Here is a 19,385-nt window from a genome sequence, read left to right as displayed (position 1 = left end):
CCATTGTTTTGAATATGATACTATTTGTAAGATACGCATAAGCTGTTTGAGGACTTATGTAATCTTGAAGTACACACTTCTAACTATTGGTGTCAAACTCACCGCAAGTCCAATTTATATGTCTTTCCATATATAAGTGGAAATAATTACTCTCAAAAAATCCTTTATTTTAGCCATTTGTAACAGTTCAACTTGCGAAAATATGTTCACTTTTCACAAAACAAATGTTCTTTATCGTCTGTTACACTTATCACACTTACCAGTTCCATCCCCCATCTGCTTTGCATAGAACATCTTCCCACATGAGAAACATCTTTTCACCGCCTTATACTTCATATACACACGCTCATTGTCTTTTTTCAGCACTTGTACTTTGTTCTTCTTACTGTCAATGATAAATACCTTTACTTCCTGTCCTTCCTTATATCTACCATTTACAGAGAACGGATAATCTCGCCCCTTATCTTCAATATAGACCTTTCCAGTTTTAGACCTTGTATCATATGATTTTATGATACCTTTTTTTATGTCCTTTTCCTTCGGTTGTTCCAATACATCAAATTCACCAAATGCAACTACAAATATCTGTTCCCATATATTTTCAAAATCTGTAATTGTAAGAGCAACTTCTTCATTCTCTGTATTATCCCTATCAACACAAAATGTCATACGATAGTACATTGTAGGTTTAATCTCTCTCGGTACTGCCACTCCTGGTAATGTTTTTTCAAAGTATTTATCATCCTGTAACTTCTTATAGTCTTGAATCATAGCCTTACTGTCACTTCTTCCCTCAACCTCTACAATCGGATTATATTCAAGCAGTCGTTCTAAGATATACTCTGCATAATCCCTATGATTATAATACTGATTCTGATCCGCTTTCTGCCATGCCAATAGCAGACAAGCCAACCGCACAATCCTTCTTCCGTCCTTTTCATTTGTGCGATATTTCTTACTGATTTCTTTTATCTTCTGAATCTCACTCTTATATATTACAATCGGCTTGTCATTAAAGAACACCTTGCAGTCATACTCTTTATCGGATTCAAGATATTCATTGATAAAATTCACTAGAGCTTCACTCTGTTTTAGATTTCCTTCCTTGTCACACTCGGCATCTTCATATAGTGATTTGAATATTTTTATGCTACGCTTGCGTTCCTCTTTCTTTTCAATATAGTATTCGTCCGTATATAAATACAGTCGCTCCATAATATCATCTTTTCTGGTACGGAAAACCTCTGCAATATCATCAATCGTCCAGTCTATCTTGCCTGTCATTCCTACAATGTCATGTTTTATCATTAGTTCTATTGTGCTATCTCTATATGTAGGTATTTTGCGGATATACTCATACTCTCTGACATTGATTTTATCCCCAAGCACCTTATCTAATAGCTGTTTATCCGTCAAATGCAAGAATCTTTTAATATGTTCAAAGTGCAGCAGTATTTGTTTCTGCTGTTCTTCCTCTTCCAAGCTGTCATAATCTTCTATCACATCATGGATTACAGCAAGGTTATCCTTGCCATAATCGTATGTTTCCATAATACTTTTACATTTATATTCATCTGAAAAAATATTGCTTCTAATCATCTTCTTCCTCCTCAACATTCCTATCCTCTTCCCAGAATACAATATCTTTTCCAAGAATTGTTATAGGCTCATTATCCGTATATTTCTTTGCTTTTTCTGGAATATCCCAGTCAATTTTCTTTTTGCTGTATGGGATTACATCTAAAATATCATCGCCCATGACTTTCCACAGAAAATTATTGATACTGGTATATTTGTCCTTTGGATATTCCTTCAGAACAGTTACCAACATATCAAAGATTTCAGTAAATCCAACCTTTAACTCTTTGAGTAACTTTGTCCTTGTATCAAATATCAACGCATCCAATTTACTGACTGTAAATGTCTTTGTCTTTTCCTCTGTATCTTTTCGATTCTTTTTACTGTAAATCTGCATCAGTTTAGATACAAACTCTTCATAAGTAGCCTTGATAAACTTCTTTGTGGATGGAGTAACCTTGACTTCCTTTGCATATCCCATAAGGATATAGCTGTCTGATCCACTCCATTTATCTTTCATAATGGCATTTAATTCTTCCTCAAAGATTTCCAGTTTCCAACAAATCTTATTCATAAGGCAATCTGTGAGAAGTAACGGACAATTATCTCTGTAATACTCCCAGAAATATTTTTCATCCTCTGTAACTAATTCTCTTTCGCCATGCAAAACACCTTTGACAAATGTATCAATAGATTCAAATGTGTACATTTTACAAATATCTCTCATGCGTGTTTGATACTGTGTGTATTTATCCTTATAGTTGCTTTTTACATTGATGAAGAAGTACGGTAAATAACTAGGAATATACTTGTTACTCTCCTGTAATTTCCTTGCAAATTCTTCTTTTTCTTCCTGCGTATATCGCCTTAGTTCATTCTGTGAATCTTTCCATCCAATCTGTAAAAATTCCTGTGACAAACTAGGTTTTACACCTGTCTTTGTAGAATCAATCTCTTCTCCGATTAAGTATCTGTCCTTCTTAATGGTCTTGAATAATTCAAGCTGTCCTACGCTGCAATCATACTCTGGATAGTTCGGATCAGTATGGTGTAGATATTCTGGATGCTTTGCAATCTTATTTCCATTTGCATCTACTGTAATCTCTGCTTTTTCTTCATCAACTGGATATAAAGGCATCATAGCAAATAGGCTTGTACTCATGTTTGAATATACACCAACTTTATTTCCAAATCCCTGTTTATCCGATTCTGTAGCTTCGTTTATGTCATATTTTTTCGGCTTCATGTTGTCTACACCCTTTTCATAAGTAGTAGGGTAAACATCCCACGCATTATTTATATAAACCTCTGAATTGAATGTGCAGACCATATCACTATCAAAATCACTATCTGAATGCTTTACAGTAGATAAGTCATGCAGACTGTAAATGATACCGCTTTTGATGTACTTATAATATCTCTCCATTTCGTCAAAGATTTCTGGTGTAATGCCGACCTTATAAATATTGTCTTTATTACAGACTGTCAAAATATTATGTTCCGCAATATCCGTCATAGGACTTCTACAAGCGTCTATCGTTTCAACATTTTTCTTCTGCCAATACTGACTATATACTGCATTAGGCGGAATAAGACCAATTCCATTCGCTTCAATATCTCTTGCAACCTGTGTTGCTCTATGTTTATGAGAACTAGGAATATCCCCATTTTCATCCATCCAGTAATACCAATTAAAAGCCCATTGGCATAAAGCATATGGATCACTAATCATAAACTGATAGTTACTGTTCCCATCTGGATATAACTTTCCTGCCTTTGCACGATTCAAGTAACTTTTGATGATTTTCTGAATCTGACCGCCTATATATTTATCTTTTATCAAGTCTGGATTTCTCAATAGGGCATTATTCAATGTGGTAGTTTTCAACTCTTCTTCTGCATCCACATCCTCATTATCTGCCCCATTATCTTCCTCGCAATCAATGTCTGATTCTTCATCGTCCATATCTTCTTCATCTTCTGTGTCCGACAAGTCTTTTACATCTTTTGCAAGTGCATATAATATATATTCAGGCTTACCTTCAGCAAGCAATCTCAAATAGTTCTCTGTAGGTGCAATCAGTTTGTCAATATCTTCATCTTTACGAACATTGCTTGTCGTTGTGAGCTGGTAATTCTGACGCACACAATCCTTTTCGTCCTTTGGATTAGGTGCAACTCTCTGTACTCCCCATATAGCTTCTGGATTGCCATTATAAAGGTCAAAATTGTAACCCATACCATCAGATTTATACAGTTTCTTATACTTCCATTGTGATTCTGTCAGAATAACATCTACACATTCTTTTCCATCCTTATCCCAAAGTGGTGTATATTCTATTTCATCTTCGCTCATGCCCTTGTATCTGACATCTACGATTGTTTGAAATCCCTTTGCTTTTGCATACTCCATAATAGGAAATGTTACAAGCAATCCTTTTACACCAATGCTTCTAGCATTAAAGGCAGATGGGGTATAGTTAATGTGTAAATCTTTCGCCCATTTCTCCGCAAAAGTCGGTGTAATCAATCCCATACCATCAAAGGAATTAAGATATGCTGTATGAATAATATTCCCATTTTCATCTTCTTCCCACTTTGTTTCAAAGAATGGTCTTGTATCAATGTCATAACTGAAATTATCAGAATTTTCATCCTTATTCTTTTTCACAAAGTAGACCAAATGATTTTTATTGTTCTTATCCTTAAAGGTTATATATTCAAAATCGGGAATAACCACAACTCTAGGCTTTCTGACAAATATACAGCCTGTTGTGGTAAGTCCTTCATATGCTCCAAACTTAGAAGGTGGTAATATTTCAGATGTTTTTACATCAATCTGAAAACCTACTCTGATTTTTGGTAACACCTTATCAAGAATATCTTCTTGTATGAATAAAACTGTATTCTGTTTCAGATTTCCGCTACTAGCACTTCTTCTGACATACTTTTTGCCATTGTAATAGAATCCTTTTTGGGAAAACTTGTCATAGCCTGTCTTATTCGTTTCTATGCTGATAACATATGGGAAAAATAAAAAGTTCTCCATTTCCATTATCTTATCATTGATAGCGTTGATTCTACCCTCTGTCGGATGTTCATTTGCTTTTCGTTTCAGCTTCTTAATCTCTTTTCGCATCTCTTTTAATTTCAGATATGCTCTGTATTGTTGTTCATTCGGTGTAATCTCTTCTCCATTTTCATCTATGGTTGTTTCAGGACTTACAATCTCTCTGATTTTTTGAAAAAGAATATTATCTCCAATGGTAACAAGTCCACTATCTCCATATGATTTAGTCAGCCAATCAATCAACGGGGTTTCTTTAATATGATAAAATTCAATCTCTCCACTACCCTTTTCTTTCTTCTCATACTCTTTGGGTGAATTAGTTATCATTCTTGAACTCAGCTTCAATATTTTATATTGAACTGGTACAAATCCTTCTTCTTTCTGTTTCATATAAATTTCTCCAATCGTACTAATTTTTTTATTATGCCAACTACAGAACGTGCTTTATCTGTAAAGATGTTTGAACTCTTCATAAATAAATACACCTTCTACTTAATATATTCTCCACTTAGGAAGAAACTTTTTTGATTTTTTGTGTTCCATATTCAGTTATTACTATCACTTTTGAAAACTGCGTGAATAACGCATGAAAAGTCATTACATAAGCTATGAAAACTCATGTAACGACCTATGAAAATGCTTGACAAGAAATATAGATTTCATTGCTTTTTTCAAGAAAAAATGTTGCCTACATAGGCATGATATTGAAGGTCACTTTTTCAGAAAATGCAATTTTACTTCACAATCTGCATAAAACTAGGCTTATTGCTCATTTTTGCAATCTTTCCAGTCTGATTATCAATCACAATGCCATTTTCACGATCCACACTATATGAATCTATGTTATTATCTTCACAGAATTTATCCATAAATGTCATACCAGTTTGACGCTGATACATAGCACTCATGCAACTCATATAGAATACTGTCAACTTTCTTAACTCTCGATTCTCATAATCCCACATAAGATCGAATACACCATCATGACCAACCGCATTGTCAAGACCTTTTTCCTTCAGAACATCCATTGTGAAGAAATAATCCTTGCTACCCCATTTATCGCCATCATAGGTTTTATCTATCGGGAATATCTTAATCAGATTACCTAACTTGATACGACCAATAATACCGAATAAACCATCTATCAGATTAAAGGAATTTTGCTTGACCTCAAATGATGTCTGATATGTGCTGTCTAATCTATGATTTATAGCATCAATTTCAATCGCAGAATTTATATACTTCACACCGCATAAAGCAACTTTCATCAATTCATCCTGCGACCATTCATCTATGCTCTTGTGCTTTTGAAACATAATGCTAACTGTACTATAATACTGCCTATTCCACATATCATGTAAAGCAATCACCCTTGTAAGTCTATTCAGTTCGACAGTGTCTTTGTTTCCTGTTTCAACTGTAAATTTATCCATATTGTCATTTCTCTCCTTTGATCTCATGATCTTTCTTCCATAACTCCATAAGCAATGTTTCTACATATTTTCCTTTGGACATATTCAAATCACTTGCTTCTCCTTCTAACCAGTCGCTTATAAACGATGGTAATGTTACCGTTGTTCTTACTTTGCAATATGGAATTGCATTATTGATAATACGTTTTGCATTTTGCGGATGTTTAATTATAAGATCTATAATCCTGTTCTGCTCTTTATCTGACACCTTACTTAATTGATATATTTGTTCTGCACTTATTTTTTCCTTTTTGTTAAGTTCTAAGCGATTAACAATCTCTTCAAATATCTCCGCTTTTTCCTTACCAATATTGTTTTCAATGGCTTCACGATATTCTACATATCTACAAGCATTTCTCATTGTTTTTACATTTATCTGCAAATCAGCAGCTAACTCTTTTTTAGTTTTCATTTCTGTGGTAATGTTACCATTCTTCATATTTCAATATTCCTTTCTCACCAAATGGTAATGTTACCATTTACGCAATCTTCTTATTCCTTGCACCATAAACCAGCGCATCCGCTTTTCCTTCTACACAATCAACAGTTACAACAACTTTCTTTGCACTTGCCATATCGGGAACATCAAACATGACTTTCTGCATAGCGGATTCAATGATACTTCTAAGACCTCTCGCCCCTGTTTTCTTTTTAATAGCCAACTCTGCAATCTTTCTCAATGCTTCATCCTCAAATTCCAGCTTCACACCATCCATTGACAATAACTCCTGGTACTGCTTTGTGATAGCGTTCTTAGGATCTGTAAGAATACGAACTAAATCGTCCTCCGATAACGGATTGAGTGCTGTAATAATAGGAAGTCTGCCTATAAGTTCTGGCATAAGTCCATACTTTACAAGATCGTGCTGTTCAACCTTTGACAAATCGGCAACTGATTCTTTCTTATCGGAAACATTAGCACCAAATCCAATAGCATTATGCGTCTCTTCTTTGCCGATAATCTTATCAATTCCGTCAAAAGCTCCACCACAAATAAAAAGTATGTTAGATGTATCAATTTTCACTGTCTCGCCCTGTGGATGTTTCCTACTTCCTGTTACTGGTACTTCTGATACTGTACCCTCAATAATTTTAAGAAGTGCTTGCTGTACTCCCTCACCAGATACATCCCTTGTGATTGACATATTTTCGCCTTTACGACTAATCTTATCTATCTCGTCAATATAGATGATTCCTCTTTGTGCTGATTCAATATCATAGTCCGCATTCTGTAAGAGTGTTCTTAACATGACCTCTACATCGTCACCAACATAACCAGCTTCAGTAAGTGTTGTAGCATCAGCAATAGCAAACGGCACACCTAAGAATTTTGCTAAACTTTGTGCCAAATATGTCTTACCACTTCCTGTACTTCCAATCATTAAAATGTTAGACTTCTGTATCTCAACATCAGATTTTTTATTCTGCTTTAGTCGCTTATAGTGGTTATATACCGCAACTGCAAGTGTTCTCTTTGCTTCATCCTGTCCGATAACATATTGATCTAAGTGTGCTTTAATCTGTGAAGGTGTAGCCAACTGCATATTGTTCGTGATATTTTCCTCTTCTTCATCATTGAGTAGGTCACTTGTTATATTGATACAGCTATCACAGATATATCCATATTTACCTCTAATCAGCTTGTCTACTTCATCTTTTTTGCTTCCACACATACAACAAAATTCGTTATTTTTATTTGCCATTATAAAGTCTCCTTCCATCAAGTGAAAAATTGTAAACTTATTATTCAGATAAATAGAGGGTGCTTATTTCGGATGCCGCTAGGCAGCCGATATACTCTCTCTTTATCGTATGAATGATAATGTTTAATTCATATTTTGAACCATCTAAGGTACGCTCAAATTAAGTTTCTATTAGATATATTCTTTCGTTGAAAGATTTGTGTAGCCATAGCGGAACAAATCTTTTTGTGCTGTAAAGCACCCACTATTCAAGGAAGTAACATCCATTCATAATAATCCCTCTTATCTGGTCACACACAGCATTAGTAGGAATATTTTTATCCTTTACACTCTGCAATGCCGTTTTAATACCATCCAATGACATTCTGTATTCTTTCATAAGAACATCAACAAAAGGTTGTCTGTATTCTATCAGCTTATCCATTTCCAACTTATGATTGTTATAATTGGATGCTCTGTACCGCTTTTCCTTATAAGCAAGGTCATTGATTTTCTTCTCATGTTTTGCTATGCAATTTAATATGTACTCTTTTGTAAGAGTATTTGTATTTAATTTATCTTCCATTTTTAATCTATAACTTCTATCCATGTCTTATCTCCTTAATGGGTGTCTGCGTGGCAGCCACAAATGATATTTGTTCCGTTCCTTGCGTCACTACACAAAATCATTGATTCTCGTATGATTTTTATATGTTTTCAAAAATTGGCACTTTATAATGCCATATAAAGGATTGTTTATATATCCCGTTTTAAAGTGCCAACTTTTTATAATCACTGGTCAAATACAAATAATTCATCAATATCTGAATTACTTTCCAGAAATTCTTCCATTACAAATGTTCTATCCTTATGACCTATCCTTATTAGTTCATCAGTCAAAATGCTCTGTGCATCTAAATATGTATCTGGTGGGTTCCACATTTTCTTTTTATGTGATTCAATTCTTGGAGTATCACCCCAATATTCTTCAATCAGATTTTTCATCTGCTGTTGATATTCTGCTTTATTTTTTTTCATACAGGTCTTTAGCATTTGAATTTAGATAATCGACTACTTTCTTATTTAATAATTCCTTTTGTAGCTTCATTTCCAATTCTGGTAATGCCTCTTTAACTCCATCAAATGTATAAATCACTTTTATCTGCTTAAAATAGTGATTCCATCCGTACTGCTGATACAATAAATCATTCACTTGTTGATAAAAATCTGCTTGTTGGAATCTGATAAAGACTTGGAACATTTTTTCATATCCCATAACGTTATGTAAGATGTGTCTTTCGACTTCAAGAATTTGCTTTTTCTGAAGATCAGTAGCTTCAAAATACTGTTCTTTACCTCTTTTATCTTTTGTGACAATAACTGTCTGAATTTCATAAGTAATTAGTTTTCTATTTTTCAAACTATTTAATGCAGAAAAAAGAATCTGCTCTAATTTTTTATTACATCTTTGATAAAAGTGTCTAACTTCCCATGAGGTAATTCTATAATCGAGATTTTTTAATTTATTTTCTGGTGTTCTTCCATATTTATGACTTGCCATGCCTAACATTTCCCACCAATTGCGTTTCGTAAATGTTCTTGTATAGCCTTCCTGTTTTGATAGGTACTGTAATAAAATCACTTCTATACACTGCACATAAATTGAATTATTACCCAGTTTGCGCTTATCTTCTTTTGTTAATGGAGTATCATATATATCTGAAATAATAAATTTCTGTCCGGACTTTTCCCATTCAAAGTAACGTGCAAAATCTTCTAATTGATATTTTTTTGATTTACCGCTTTTAACTTCCTGCCCTAGCAATTCACATAGCATTTTATAGTTTTTAACAGTCATACCAATTTCAAGTTTCAATATATCAATACCGCCTACAGAATTTTGCGGTAGTAATAAGCTATCATCCTCTTCAAATCCTTGTATAAAATCCTTTTTTAATTCTTCAAGAGAACCAACCCATACATTTTTTAACTGTTCCTTATTCTGAGGCTTGTTGTTTTGGCTTAAAATATCAGCAATATTTATAGCAATAATCTTATCAAGCAAAGGATCTATGTCGCACGCATACTGTTTTAAGACACTTTCTTCTATATCCCTATCCTTATATTTATCAGCATTCAGGATAATCTCTTTTGCATATGTGACTACTCTATTTGTATCTTCCTTCACTTCGTCAAGTGTTGGTAATTTTGTTATTCTTTCTGCTTCATCTGGTATAACAGATATGTAATCTCTCCCATTTGAAACATAAAAGAATCTCTCCAATACCTTCGCTGTTTGATTTTTGTTACATGGATTCAGATAATCCATATAGTCTGTTCTTTCTTCTGTACTAATAATTCATTCCTCCAATTCTAATTTAATGTAGGCACACCACCAATAATAGATAATGTGCCTGTCTATTCCGTTCAATATGTAATCAGCATCTTCACTGATAATTATTTTGTTTTAATAAAAAGGGGAATTATGTGCATCTACATTAGATGACATTATAACCAATCTCATTCATTGGCAGACTTGCTACTCTCACCGCAAATATATCTCTGTTACTTATATATTCTCCACTCGGAGATTGATTTTACATCGGATAATGCAAACCAGCATATGCAACTAATTCTGCAAACGACATTCCGTGTTCATCTGTCTGTACTACATTATCTGAATTTACGACAATATACTTATTGATATTATACTGGTCTTTAATTGGCTTGATATGGTAGCCTTCATCCTTTAATGCTTTCTTTACCATCTTGTATGTAAGAATTGGCTGTACATGAAGTGCCTGTTTTTTGCCATTAGTTCCAATTCCCACCTCAAAAGACACAATATCTTCTTCTGATAAATTCCTTTTTCTATCAGTTTCAATATTGCTGTAATGCACAAAATAGTCTTTATTATCCGAACCTCTTATAAATCCCCATCCCTTTTGATTGTCAAAAAGTAAAACGCTTCCATTCATATACTGTATTCCTCCGTATTCTAAAAATTTTCTTTAATTGGATTGATAGCACACTTTTCTGCAAAGCCATCAATCAGCTTATCAAAACAATCTGAACAAATATCTAAATCAAGCATACTTCCGTCATGGTTACTTCCATAGCCGATACGATCATGGATACTAATGACCATCTGACCTTCAAATACTTGCTCTGCCGTTTTTCCACACACATTACATCTGGTTAATCCTTTTGCCATATCTTCTGTTTCCTCTCTTTATGCTGACAATCTTTCGCTAAAATCTTCATAAAACTGTTTTGTGACAGTTTCCATATCCACACCATCACTAAGTTGTAATGTTACGTCTATATCGTCATAGCAGTAACAACTTGCTTTTCCGATCGCAATATGCAGTTTATTTTCTGCAATTTTTTCATACGAAAAATCAATCGTATCGGCAAATATGCCCGAATTGGTGTAGAACTCTAAGTCTTCTTTGAATTTTTCAACTGATATTGGTTCTTTTCCACGTTCATCGTAATTCACTACTGCACTTGTAACGGATACAAGATTATCTGTGATTGCTTTAAATAATCTGTTTGCTGTTGTTTTCCTCATAATGTATATTCTCCTAATAGATTATGTTGATCGTGATTCCTGAACCATCTGTCATAACAATGTTAATATCAAGCACATTGTCTGGATTATCTTCATTGACACAACCAAAAATTGCTGCAATCTGCTCTATGCTGATTGTCGTGGATGCAGCAATTTCTTCCTTTTCTATCATAAAAGAATAATTTATAATAGAACCTTCTTCCTCATTGTCTGCCTTAACATACTCCATATGATTAAAATAGTGACTTGAACCGCAAGTACCAACCATATAGTTTATATTTCCACCAAGTCCATATCTGGTCATCTGGATAAGTCTTTCAATGCTCATGTCAAGAATGCCATTCTTTAATATCTGTCTTGCTTCCTGTGATTTATCTGCTTTCTTCATCTGTATTACTTTTGATTTTCCCATATAGCAAAGTCCTTTCTTTGGTTCATGGGTGGAATTTCACCACCCACACTATATTGTTCTCTGTTCAGTTATGATTAGTTGCTGTTTTTCTTTGATACAAAGATTGAAATTTCTAAGAATGGCTGTCCATATGGACGAATCAGAATGGTATCACATGATGAATTTTCTTTAATATAAATCTCATTACAGCTATCATCTACAAGTGGGAATGTCATTGAATCAATCTCCATTTCGTAGGCTTCTTCCGTTTCTACCAAGCTGCAATTTTTAATATCATTCAGTTTGATTTCCAGACCAAACGCATCATGGATATTTACAAGCATTACTTTGTGCGTATCATCATTCAGATAATCCATCAATGAGAATACATCTGATTCATAAAATCTTTCTCTAACTTCTCTCTTTGCATTGGTATCTGTATGATAGATACAAACACTAACTCGGCTTCCATCTTTCATATTGATTTCAATTAAGCAGGTGTCCATACCATCAAGCATTTTCCCTGTTACAGATTCAACATCGCTTTCCTCAATGGTAAAATGTGATGTACTGCACTTCTGACTAAATTCATATCCATCGCAAACCTCATTAAACTGGTTAATGCTCATAGAAAGAATTGTATTTCCGTCTTTGTGTACCGATAAATCCGAATACTCATAGATATTTACCAGTTCAAAATAATCTGTTGCTTTTGCATCCTTGTTGTTTAATACGTTTTCTACTGCTTTACTCATAAATTTTTACCTTCCTTTTCTTATGTTAGGTGAGTAGGATTTTGAACCTACCCACCATGATTGACTTGTTATCTGCTGATCTTCTTTGCTCTCAATTTCTCTAAAGCTGTTAATCCCTTTGGCTTATCCTTGATCGTGGTTGTCTGTTCTACAGTCGGTGTGGCGAAAATATCAATGTTCTTTCCACTTCTAACCTCTGTTGTGGCTTTCCTTGAATTTTTGATAATATCGGCTTCCTTCTGAATACTCTCGGTCATTGCGTCAACTCTGCTATATGGCATTGTCAAACCACTAAGGATAATTACATTCTCCTCCGATTCTGACAGATAGCCATGAAATTCTGTTGGTGCCGTTCCGATTTCTTTTCTAAGGTCTGTCATATCAATTTTGCTTTCCTTTGCAGATACCGCCTCGGATATACCCATTGTTGTAATGGTCTTATCTTCCCTCTTTGCGAAGATATTACTGTCACGACTAAGTACATCAATGATGTTTGCTGTCGTTCCGTTGTTCTTATTTGCCCTTGTAATCACTGAAAATGATGGAGTTAAAAGACACGCTTCGATCTCGGCTAAGTCCATATTTCCATCCTGTGACTTGTTGTTGATGCAGAGAACACTTGAAAATAATGAAGCAAATGTGTTGTTAATCTTCATCTTGTCGGTTGCATTGTTATCCAGGATGTAAATGCTTCCCATTCTCGGCTTCAATTCCTCAATCTCATAAAATGTCTGTCTTGCATTATCTCTAATTTTCAAAGATTCATTGTCGGCTGGAAGTACCACAATCATTCCTACTTTATATCCTTCATCAAGAAGAATCTCGGCTAACTGTGGTGCAATCGCTGATCCTGTCCCTCCACCTAATGAAGTTGCAATGAATACAATCGAATCTTCGATTATGTAACTCTGCAATTCTTCCAAAATGGTATCAATGTTTTCTGCTAAGTCCTGTACTCCGTTCTCTCGGTTACACGCTGCACCTTTGGAATTGTTCATGTGGATCTTATGTGATAACTGTACGGATGCTAAATCTTCTGTACTTGTATTGATTCCCACAAATGATGTATTGGCTTTGTTACCGCCTAAATCATTTACAAATTCCTCAATCTTTGCTGTGATCGAACCGCCTGCCTGTCCGCACCCGATAACTGTTACCTTCAATCGTTCGTTGATCGTCTTATTCATTATCTGTATCTCCTTCCACTTCCTTCATCCAGTTAATACCTTCAGAAGTTATGTAATATGTGTTTGAGTTTCCTTCTCTTAAACCTCTGTCAATAAAGCCTTTCTTTATCAACGCTGCTATTTTGTCATAAATAGTCCTATCACTCCACTTTTCGCCATCAGCAACCATAGCTTCACTGATTGCTTTCTGTGTCAAAGCATATAACTGACTGTTAGCTTTGTTGGAGTATAGAATATTCAAAATAGAATACATAATTCTCACTTTTGATTCCTCCTATCTGGAGAGTGACTTTGTAGCCACTCTCTAACCTATTCTAATAACTAATACACTATTTAGTGTCGGTTTTCCCCTTTTTCTTTGCAGATTTCTTTTTCTTTTTTCTCTGTCGCTCAAAATGCTCCCAATCTCTTCTACCTCTTCTTGCGTGTTCATATTCGTTATAAACATACTGAATTGGTCTGATGAAAGGATCTTTACCAGCTTGTACTAGAACACGTTTACCATCGTACACTTTCAAAATCTTAACTCCTATTACTCCATTCCATGCACAGGTGTAATAAGTCTTCGTGTTAAAAACAATCTTGTCTTTGTTAATCATGCAATTTCTCCATATTCCGTTTTCAATGTGCTTTATTTATGTGTTTCTTCTATATAAATGTGTTTGGGAAATAAGCAATTAGCAGACCGCTAATGCTTGACTAAAAGAATTTTCCATGATAATATTGATTTCAGTTATAAGTGCGTCAAGTTTACCAGACTTGTCACAACAATTACCATGAGCCTTTAGCGTTGGATGTTACCAGCATCCAGATTATCGCTATTGGCTTTTTCTTTTATGTACCAATCACTTTTATATCGTTTTAATGTACGTTTGCTTTTGTGGTACTATTCACTAACTCTTACATGACTTTGTACCTCTCTTGCATGGTCTTACTATACCACTCGCATAATAACTTGTCAATAACTTTATGATAATTTCTTAAAAATTATTATGTTTTATTTCCGTTTTGTAATAATAACAGTATAATTATCATTTAATAATCATGTTGAAATTATTGTTTTGCTATGATAAAATAATCATCAAGGAGGTGGCATCATGCCTAATATTGAACTAACCGAAAACCTGCGTAGTACCATTAGAGATTTACGGAAAAAGAAAAAGAAGCGTGGAGATGAACTGTCAAAGGAACTCGGAAAAGGTGCTTCTTACATTTCCCAGATTGAAAATGGTAAGATAAAAGAAATAGATTTTGATTTATTGGATCAAATTTTTCATAAGATAACCGATTTGTCAGATGTACAGTATAATGAATTTATCAAAAATTTATTAGATACTGCTGCTTCTCATATGACCAATGAGGAATTACAATATGAAAAATGGATGCATCAATTCAATTACGAAATAAGAAAATATCCTATAACAAACGAATTAGTTACATTTATCCATGATAAATTAGCAGAACTTCATTGTACACCAGAAGAGTTTGTTTCTATTATAAATACTAATCGTGGACTTGAGGGTGCAAATATAGAAGAGCCAAATAAATTATATATTGATATTATTGATACTGGTAATGGATCATGGGGTGTATTCACATCAATTAAATTTGATTTACCATCTGACTTCATAGATAAGATTTTAAATAAAAAAATGACAAGTATAAATTATGTAAATATGCAAGGCATTTTATATAATATCTTTATATCAGAAGGTTGCACACCACAAGAAGCTCACAAAAAATCTGATGCTATTCTGGATCAGAACAAATTTTATACTATCCAAAAAAGAAATAAGTTGATTCAAGATAGTATAAAAGAAAAGACTTCTAATAATGAAGATTTCACTTTTTATGATGTTCAACCAACAGACTATGATAAAAAGTATGAAAAGCTCAAGCATGATATTACAGGTGGATTTAATGCTCTTAGAGATAAAAATATTTTATACACATGTGAACGCTTAGAAGAATTGTTAAAAAATATGAAATATGACCTCGGACTGGCTATAGCTGTAATGTCCGCACCTATTCATAAAATAGATTCTGATAAAAAGGAAGAGTTTTGGAATGATTATAAGGAATTATTATTAAAATATGTTCCTCAAAAGGAAAAGGAAGAGTAATTTCCAAATGAAACCGTTGTTTCAAATAGAGTGTCAAAAACTACAATATATTGTATATTTCCATTCTGCAAAGCACTATATATTGTAGTTTTTATGATAAGCATACTAAATCTGGTACATTTTACGGATAGTATGCTTATTTTTGTGCATTAGAAAAAGCCATAGCATAAACTATGACCTTTTCCGTCTCAATCAATCAATATATTTAGAAGGTTCTCTAAATACCAATATATTATACTATCAATCTAACTTATTTTCCATATGTAAAATCAAATTGCCACTTCTATATATGTATCATCTGCGGTCTTTTCACAGATATAGTTATCATCTCTACCAAAAAACTCTTCACCGCAACAATCACGACAATCTGGATTCCATACTCTAATATTTCCATCTGCATCCTGTATGATCCATTCATCGGGTGTATCATGGCTATATTTAAGAATGAAGAAATCATACATTTCTGTTTCGTTGGATAGTAACGCATATTTTCCTTCAAAACAATTTATATATCCTACTTTCTTACTAGGATTTGTTTCTTTTCTATGTAGCACGGGCATAGGCTTTTCATACACAACTGCTACTTCTACAGTTTCGCCATCCTTATTGATATACTGCTTATTGTCTGCGTTGATATAATCCCATGCTTCCTGTTCCGTATCAAAGAACTTCATGCCCTCATGCAGATTATTTTCTAAGTCGTTTTCTGGCTCATTGCTCATATATACAACCCAGCCTGTCTCCATTCCTGGTTTATACTTTGTTGCTCTAACTGGCTTAGTCTGATATGTCTTTGCGTTCTCCTTAAAAATGTCATTCAATATAAAATTATTTGTGTCCATAGCTTAATGTTCCTTTCTCCTAAAAATGTAGCCTTGTGCAGCAGTGTAAAAAGCATCCTTTATTTTTTCCAACTGCTCCGATGTGAATTTATCTTTCAAACTCTCTTTGTAGTCATTCCACGCTTCTGCTTTTACTCTGTTGCTTTCAATAATATCTTCCATTGTTATAGCCATGCTTCATTACCTCTTCACTTATATAATGCACATTTTAGATTACGTTTTCCCTGTGTTGAGAAATTTTTTTTAATTTTTTCTTCAATGATACTTTTACCTATTATGAAAAACCAATATATTGCTAATGGTATGAGAATCAAAAGGATTTTCATTGTTACATTTTCTACAATCATAGATGCGACCAAACCGCACGCCCACAAGACTGCTCCTATATAGAATCCATATGTAAAAAATTTCAATTTTCTCTTCATTCTAATACCTCTCGTTCTTCCTGATCTTCTCTAGCTTTTCCTTCTTCTGATTTTTATATCTTACCTTTGCTCTTGGTTTATATTTGTTACAATGCTGGCAGTAATGAGCATGATCCGCTTTTCTGCCTTTTGTACACAATCCTGCACATACATAATATAAGCATGGTGTCTGTCTATCTGTTGCCATCGGCTGTGACCTCCTTATTTAATTCTCTGCATCGTGCTTCGGCTTCTTCCTGTGTGGCAAATAATTCGTCTTCGCTAACCTTTTTTCTCTCATATAAATTTCCGTCAATCATATATGTCAATTTACTGCTCTTTGCAGTAATTTTTATTCCAATGCTTGTAATTGCATGTGGCTTTTTATCTGTAAAGTATTTATCCACAATGTTTGAATTTACACAAATATACTTGCTTCCCTCACATTCAGGACACCTCATTGTATATCCTTTAAATAAAATATGTCCTGTACCATTACATATTTCACATTTTTTTCTATTCTCAATTACCTTTCTCTCCTTCTTAATAAGAAAGACTTCCTGCCCTACTTCAAATTTTGTTTCCATGTTAATCTTCATTGTGTTACCTCTCTTTCCTTATTGTTTTGTTGTAATAATACTTGTTACATCCAAAAATCATTTTCCATATACGATAAGCTATTTTTCGACTTAATTCCTTGTTTATGCCCTATATAGTAGGCTTTTTCAATGTCGTATGTTAATGCACTTATTAGTGTACACATTTTCAATATTACCTACTGCATAGGAATGATTCTCGATTTTATTTAATTCCTACTATTTTGGTAGGTTATCGTAAATACTAAACAATTTTGTATAGTAATATCAAGCATTTTCTCTATGTTCGATATAGTGTACGATAACGCTTTTATTCCTGTTTATTCATTTCTGCATTGTATTCTGATTCAATATCATCCATAATATCATGCAGATTTTCCATTTCTCCCTTTAACCAGTACAGATGATCGTTTGCAAGAATCGGCTTTCCTAACTGGTACTGTCGCTCAATCTTATCCATCATATACTGAATACCAGCTTGAAAACCTGCATTAAAAATCTGCTGTCTATCTTCTGCTTTCTGCTCCTGTGATCCGTTCATCTTCTTTTCTTCCTTTGCTTTTGTTTCCTTCAATAATTCTAATAATGTCTTATCCATTCTCATACCTCCGTTTTATGTGTAAATTATTAGCAATACTGCAATGATACTTCCTATGATTATTTGTAATACAGTTTCCTTTGTTATTGGTTTCGGTTCTCTGTTCACTCAACCTCTCCTTCCTTTAGTTCCTTACATATATCTAATACACTTTTTGTAAACGCTTTTCCCCACCCTACCAGAGAATTTATAATAATTCGCTCTTTTTCTTGATTTGTTCCAAGTTAGGGTTTAAGTATTTCAATGTGGTCTTAATACTGGTATGTCCTGCTTGATTTGATACCTCATTGATGCTATATGCTCCACTCTCTAATGCGTTATAACAAAAGAAATGTCTAAGCATATGCGGATGGATATGGTAGCCATCAACACTAAATTCATCAAATACTTTATTGATAGTGGACGGATTCAAAATCTTCCCTTTGCTGTTATGGAATAAATAATCTGATTCCACATTATCTGATCTCTGATATTCCCTTATAGCAGAGATAACCTTTGAATTGATAATAACAATTCTTTGTTTTTCGCCTTTTCCGTCTGCTACTCTGATTTGGCTTGCAGCAGTGTTTACATCTACCTTTTTCAAATGCAATACTTCTGATATTCTTAATCCTGCATAAGCCATAATGGTGACTATTGCATAATTCCGTTTTGCGGAACATCCTTCAGATTGCAACACTCTTTGTCTGAACTCTTCAACTTCCTTTTTCGTGATATTGGTAGGACTGATTATTTCCGCTTGTACCTTTATCAAGTCTGCTTTGCTTATTACAATGTTATCTGGTTGCATCAGCTCATTATATTTAATAAGTGCAGATAACTTTGCATTGATGGACTTTGCATTTAGATTCTGTCCTGTCCTTTTACAAGTTTTCACGTTCTTCAAATAACTTTTGTATTCCAGAATATTTTCCCTATACAGCTTCTTAAATTCTACATCCCCGAAGCTATCATTAAACCATCTGAAAAATTCCTTTACCGATGCAACATATATTTTGATTGTCTTTTCGGATTTTCCCTCTAAGTGCATCTTGTTTTCAAAATTCCTTATCAGTTCATCCATAAGCGCACACCTCCTAGAAATTTTATTGAATTATTATTTTGCATATTTTC

24 protein-coding genes are annotated in these 19,385 nt (G+C 33.9%); 1 reads left to right on the top strand and 23 read right to left on the bottom strand.

All coding sequences use genetic code 11. The features are described from left to right. Positions 1-231 precede the first annotated feature (231 nt). The 16 genes from KQI83_RS10750 to KQI83_RS10675 all read right to left on the bottom strand — a co-directional run bounded on the left by KQI83_RS10750 (position 232) and on the right by KQI83_RS10675 (position 14,308). A complete protein-coding gene (locus tag KQI83_RS10750) occupies positions 232-1,599 on the bottom strand; it encodes a hypothetical protein (RefSeq protein ID WP_216557633.1) in 1,368 nt (455 codons plus the stop codon). Continuing rightward, a complete protein-coding gene (locus tag KQI83_RS10745; RefSeq protein WP_216557630.1) occupies positions 1,592-5,038 on the bottom strand; it encodes a hypothetical protein in 3,447 nt (1,148 codons plus the stop codon). Before KQI83_RS10745 ends, KQI83_RS10750 begins: the two co-directional genes overlap by 8 nt. A gap of 344 nt (positions 5,039-5,382) precedes the next feature. After that, the gene (locus KQI83_RS10740; protein ID WP_216557627.1) at positions 5,383-6,081 is read right to left on the bottom strand and encodes a hypothetical protein; all 699 of its coding nucleotides are present in this window, start codon (positions 6,079-6,081) and stop codon (positions 5,383-5,385) included. Positions 6,082-6,085: 4 nt separating this feature from the next. Next, positions 6,086-6,559, bottom strand: a complete 474-nt coding sequence (locus KQI83_RS10735; protein ID WP_216557624.1) for a hypothetical protein — start codon at positions 6,557-6,559, stop codon at positions 6,086-6,088. A 40-nt stretch (positions 6,560-6,599) separates the two neighbouring features. Further along, the gene (clpX, locus tag KQI83_RS10730; protein WP_216557621.1) at positions 6,600-7,823 is read right to left on the bottom strand and encodes an ATP-dependent Clp protease ATP-binding subunit ClpX; all 1,224 of its coding nucleotides are present in this window, start codon (positions 7,821-7,823) and stop codon (positions 6,600-6,602) included. 244 nt (positions 7,824-8,067) lie between these two features. Then, entirely contained in the window at positions 8,068-8,412 is a 345-nt protein-coding gene (locus tag KQI83_RS10725; protein ID WP_216557619.1) for a hypothetical protein, read from the bottom strand. Positions 8,413-8,594: 182 nt separating this feature from the next. After that, complete coding sequence (locus KQI83_RS10720) at positions 8,595-8,840, bottom strand: hypothetical protein (protein ID WP_216557616.1); 246 nt, start codon at positions 8,838-8,840, stop codon at positions 8,595-8,597. Continuing rightward, positions 8,827-10,131, bottom strand: a complete 1,305-nt coding sequence (locus tag KQI83_RS10715; RefSeq protein WP_216557613.1) for a hypothetical protein — start codon at positions 10,129-10,131, stop codon at positions 8,827-8,829. The genes KQI83_RS10720 and KQI83_RS10715 overlap by 14 nt, the downstream gene beginning before the upstream one ends. A 268-nt stretch (positions 10,132-10,399) precedes the next feature. Further along, positions 10,400-10,780, bottom strand: a complete 381-nt coding sequence (locus KQI83_RS10710; protein WP_216557610.1) for a cold shock domain-containing protein — start codon at positions 10,778-10,780, stop codon at positions 10,400-10,402. A gap of 20 nt (positions 10,781-10,800) precedes the next feature. After that, complete coding sequence (locus tag KQI83_RS10705; protein ID WP_216557607.1) at positions 10,801-11,016, bottom strand: TM1802 family CRISPR-associated protein; 216 nt, start codon at positions 11,014-11,016, stop codon at positions 10,801-10,803. Between the two features lie 18 nt (positions 11,017-11,034). Next, the gene (locus tag KQI83_RS10700) at positions 11,035-11,376 is read right to left on the bottom strand and encodes a hypothetical protein (RefSeq protein ID WP_216557604.1); all 342 of its coding nucleotides are present in this window, start codon (positions 11,374-11,376) and stop codon (positions 11,035-11,037) included. A 13-nt stretch (positions 11,377-11,389) separates the two neighbouring features. Next, a complete protein-coding gene (locus tag KQI83_RS10695; protein ID WP_216557601.1) occupies positions 11,390-11,788 on the bottom strand; it encodes a hypothetical protein in 399 nt (132 codons plus the stop codon). A 74-nt stretch (positions 11,789-11,862) separates the two neighbouring features. Continuing rightward, positions 11,863-12,522 carry a hypothetical protein gene (locus KQI83_RS10690; RefSeq protein ID WP_216557598.1) on the bottom strand — a complete coding sequence of 220 codons (660 nt, stop codon included), beginning with the start codon at positions 12,520-12,522 and terminating at the stop codon, positions 11,863-11,865. A gap of 68 nt (positions 12,523-12,590) precedes the next feature. Beyond that, complete coding sequence (locus KQI83_RS10685) at positions 12,591-13,709, bottom strand: hypothetical protein (protein ID WP_216557595.1); 1,119 nt, start codon at positions 13,707-13,709, stop codon at positions 12,591-12,593. Beyond that, positions 13,702-13,971, bottom strand: coding sequence for an archaellum operon transcriptional activator EarA family protein (locus KQI83_RS10680; protein WP_216557593.1), 270 nt, complete (start codon positions 13,969-13,971; stop codon positions 13,702-13,704). Before KQI83_RS10680 ends, KQI83_RS10685 begins: the two co-directional genes overlap by 8 nt. Before the next feature lie 67 nt (positions 13,972-14,038). Further along, complete coding sequence (locus tag KQI83_RS10675; protein WP_216557590.1) at positions 14,039-14,308, bottom strand: hypothetical protein; 270 nt, start codon at positions 14,306-14,308, stop codon at positions 14,039-14,041. 498 nt (positions 14,309-14,806) lie between these two features. Here KQI83_RS10675 and KQI83_RS10670 point away from each other — a divergent pair, with 498 nt between their 5' ends. Beyond that, positions 14,807-15,832: a helix-turn-helix domain-containing protein gene (locus KQI83_RS10670; protein WP_216557587.1), complete on the top strand. Its 1,026-nt coding sequence runs from the start codon at positions 14,807-14,809 to the stop codon at positions 15,830-15,832. 269 nt (positions 15,833-16,101) lie between these two features. Here KQI83_RS10670 and KQI83_RS10665 read toward each other — a convergent pair whose 3' ends face one another. The 7 genes from KQI83_RS10665 to KQI83_RS10635 form a co-directional block, all read right to left on the bottom strand. Further along, a complete protein-coding gene (locus tag KQI83_RS10665) occupies positions 16,102-16,674 on the bottom strand; it encodes a hypothetical protein (RefSeq protein ID WP_216557584.1) in 573 nt (190 codons plus the stop codon). A gap of 3 nt (positions 16,675-16,677) precedes the next feature. Further along, on the bottom strand, positions 16,678-16,848 hold the full coding sequence (locus KQI83_RS10660; protein ID WP_216557581.1) for a hypothetical protein: 171 nt from the start codon (positions 16,846-16,848) through the stop codon (positions 16,678-16,680). A gap of 14 nt (positions 16,849-16,862) precedes the next feature. Further along, positions 16,863-17,099: a hypothetical protein gene (locus KQI83_RS10655; RefSeq protein WP_216557578.1), complete on the bottom strand. Its 237-nt coding sequence runs from the start codon at positions 17,097-17,099 to the stop codon at positions 16,863-16,865. A gap of 1 nt (position 17,100) precedes the next feature. Then, positions 17,101-17,286 carry a hypothetical protein gene (locus KQI83_RS10650; protein ID WP_216557576.1) on the bottom strand — a complete coding sequence of 62 codons (186 nt, stop codon included), beginning with the start codon at positions 17,284-17,286 and terminating at the stop codon, positions 17,101-17,103. Next, positions 17,273-17,665, bottom strand: a complete 393-nt coding sequence (locus KQI83_RS10645) for a hypothetical protein (protein ID WP_216557573.1) — start codon at positions 17,663-17,665, stop codon at positions 17,273-17,275. Before KQI83_RS10645 ends, KQI83_RS10650 begins: the two co-directional genes overlap by 14 nt. A gap of 319 nt (positions 17,666-17,984) precedes the next feature. Then, positions 17,985-18,272 (bottom strand): hypothetical protein, encoded by a 288-nt coding sequence (locus tag KQI83_RS10640; RefSeq protein WP_216557570.1) that lies wholly within the window; start codon positions 18,270-18,272, stop codon positions 17,985-17,987. 187 nt (positions 18,273-18,459) lie between these two features. Continuing rightward, positions 18,460-19,335 carry a tyrosine-type recombinase/integrase gene (locus tag KQI83_RS10635; RefSeq protein ID WP_216557567.1) on the bottom strand — a complete coding sequence of 292 codons (876 nt, stop codon included), beginning with the start codon at positions 19,333-19,335 and terminating at the stop codon, positions 18,460-18,462. Positions 19,336-19,385 lie beyond the last annotated feature (50 nt).

Source organism: Roseburia sp. MSJ-14 (genome assembly GCF_018918225.1).
Lineage (GTDB): Bacteria > Bacillota > Clostridia > Lachnospirales > Lachnospiraceae > Petralouisia.
The sequence above is the reverse complement of the archived record's forward strand: the minus strand, read 5'-3'. Positions and strand labels throughout refer to the sequence as shown.

Coding starts and splice junctions, on each gene's coding strand:
- KQI83_RS10690 (WP_216557598.1), bottom strand. CDS start 12,522: ATGAGTAAAGCAGTAGAAAACGTATTAAACAACAAGGATGCAAAAGCA.
- KQI83_RS10735 (WP_216557624.1), bottom strand. CDS start 6,559: ATGAAGAATGGTAACATTACCACAGAAATGAAAACTAAAAAAGAGTTA.
- KQI83_RS10725 (WP_216557619.1), bottom strand. CDS start 8,412: ATGGATAGAAGTTATAGATTAAAAATGGAAGATAAATTAAATACAAAT.
- KQI83_RS10670 (WP_216557587.1), top strand. CDS start 14,807: ATGCCTAATATTGAACTAACCGAAAACCTGCGTAGTACCATTAGAGAT.
- clpX (WP_216557621.1), bottom strand. CDS start 7,823: ATGGCAAATAAAAATAACGAATTTTGTTGTATGTGTGGAAGCAAAAAA.
- KQI83_RS10685 (WP_216557595.1), bottom strand. CDS start 13,709: ATGAATAAGACGATCAACGAACGATTGAAGGTAACAGTTATCGGGTGC.
- KQI83_RS10740 (WP_216557627.1), bottom strand. CDS start 6,081: ATGGATAAATTTACAGTTGAAACAGGAAACAAAGACACTGTCGAACTG.
- KQI83_RS10640 (WP_216557570.1), bottom strand. CDS start 18,272: ATGGATAAGACATTATTAGAATTATTGAAGGAAACAAAAGCAAAGGAA.
- KQI83_RS10660 (WP_216557581.1), bottom strand. CDS start 16,848: ATGGCTATAACAATGGAAGATATTATTGAAAGCAACAGAGTAAAAGCA.
- KQI83_RS10655 (WP_216557578.1), bottom strand. CDS start 17,099: ATGAAGAGAAAATTGAAATTTTTTACATATGGATTCTATATAGGAGCA.
- KQI83_RS10745 (WP_216557630.1), bottom strand. CDS start 5,038: ATGAAACAGAAAGAAGAAGGATTTGTACCAGTTCAATATAAAATATTG.
- KQI83_RS10715 (WP_216557613.1), bottom strand. CDS start 10,131: ATGGATTATCTGAATCCATGTAACAAAAATCAAACAGCGAAGGTATTG.
- KQI83_RS10710 (WP_216557610.1), bottom strand. CDS start 10,780: ATGAATGGAAGCGTTTTACTTTTTGACAATCAAAAGGGATGGGGATTT.
- KQI83_RS10675 (WP_216557590.1), bottom strand. CDS start 14,308: ATGATTAACAAAGACAAGATTGTTTTTAACACGAAGACTTATTACACC.
- KQI83_RS10650 (WP_216557576.1), bottom strand. CDS start 17,286: ATGGCAACAGATAGACAGACACCATGCTTATATTATGTATGTGCAGGA.
- KQI83_RS10700 (WP_216557604.1), bottom strand. CDS start 11,376: ATGAGGAAAACAACAGCAAACAGATTATTTAAAGCAATCACAGATAAT.
- KQI83_RS10645 (WP_216557573.1), bottom strand. CDS start 17,665: ATGGAAACAAAATTTGAAGTAGGGCAGGAAGTCTTTCTTATTAAGAAG.
- KQI83_RS10695 (WP_216557601.1), bottom strand. CDS start 11,788: ATGGGAAAATCAAAAGTAATACAGATGAAGAAAGCAGATAAATCACAG.
- KQI83_RS10720 (WP_216557616.1), bottom strand. CDS start 8,840: ATGAAAAAAAATAAAGCAGAATATCAACAGCAGATGAAAAATCTGATT.
- KQI83_RS10635 (WP_216557567.1), bottom strand. CDS start 19,335: ATGGATGAACTGATAAGGAATTTTGAAAACAAGATGCACTTAGAGGGA.
- KQI83_RS10705 (WP_216557607.1), bottom strand. CDS start 11,016: ATGGCAAAAGGATTAACCAGATGTAATGTGTGTGGAAAAACGGCAGAG.
- KQI83_RS10750 (WP_216557633.1), bottom strand. CDS start 1,599: ATGATTAGAAGCAATATTTTTTCAGATGAATATAAATGTAAAAGTATT.
- KQI83_RS10665 (WP_216557584.1), bottom strand. CDS start 16,674: ATGGACACAAATAATTTTATATTGAATGACATTTTTAAGGAGAACGCA.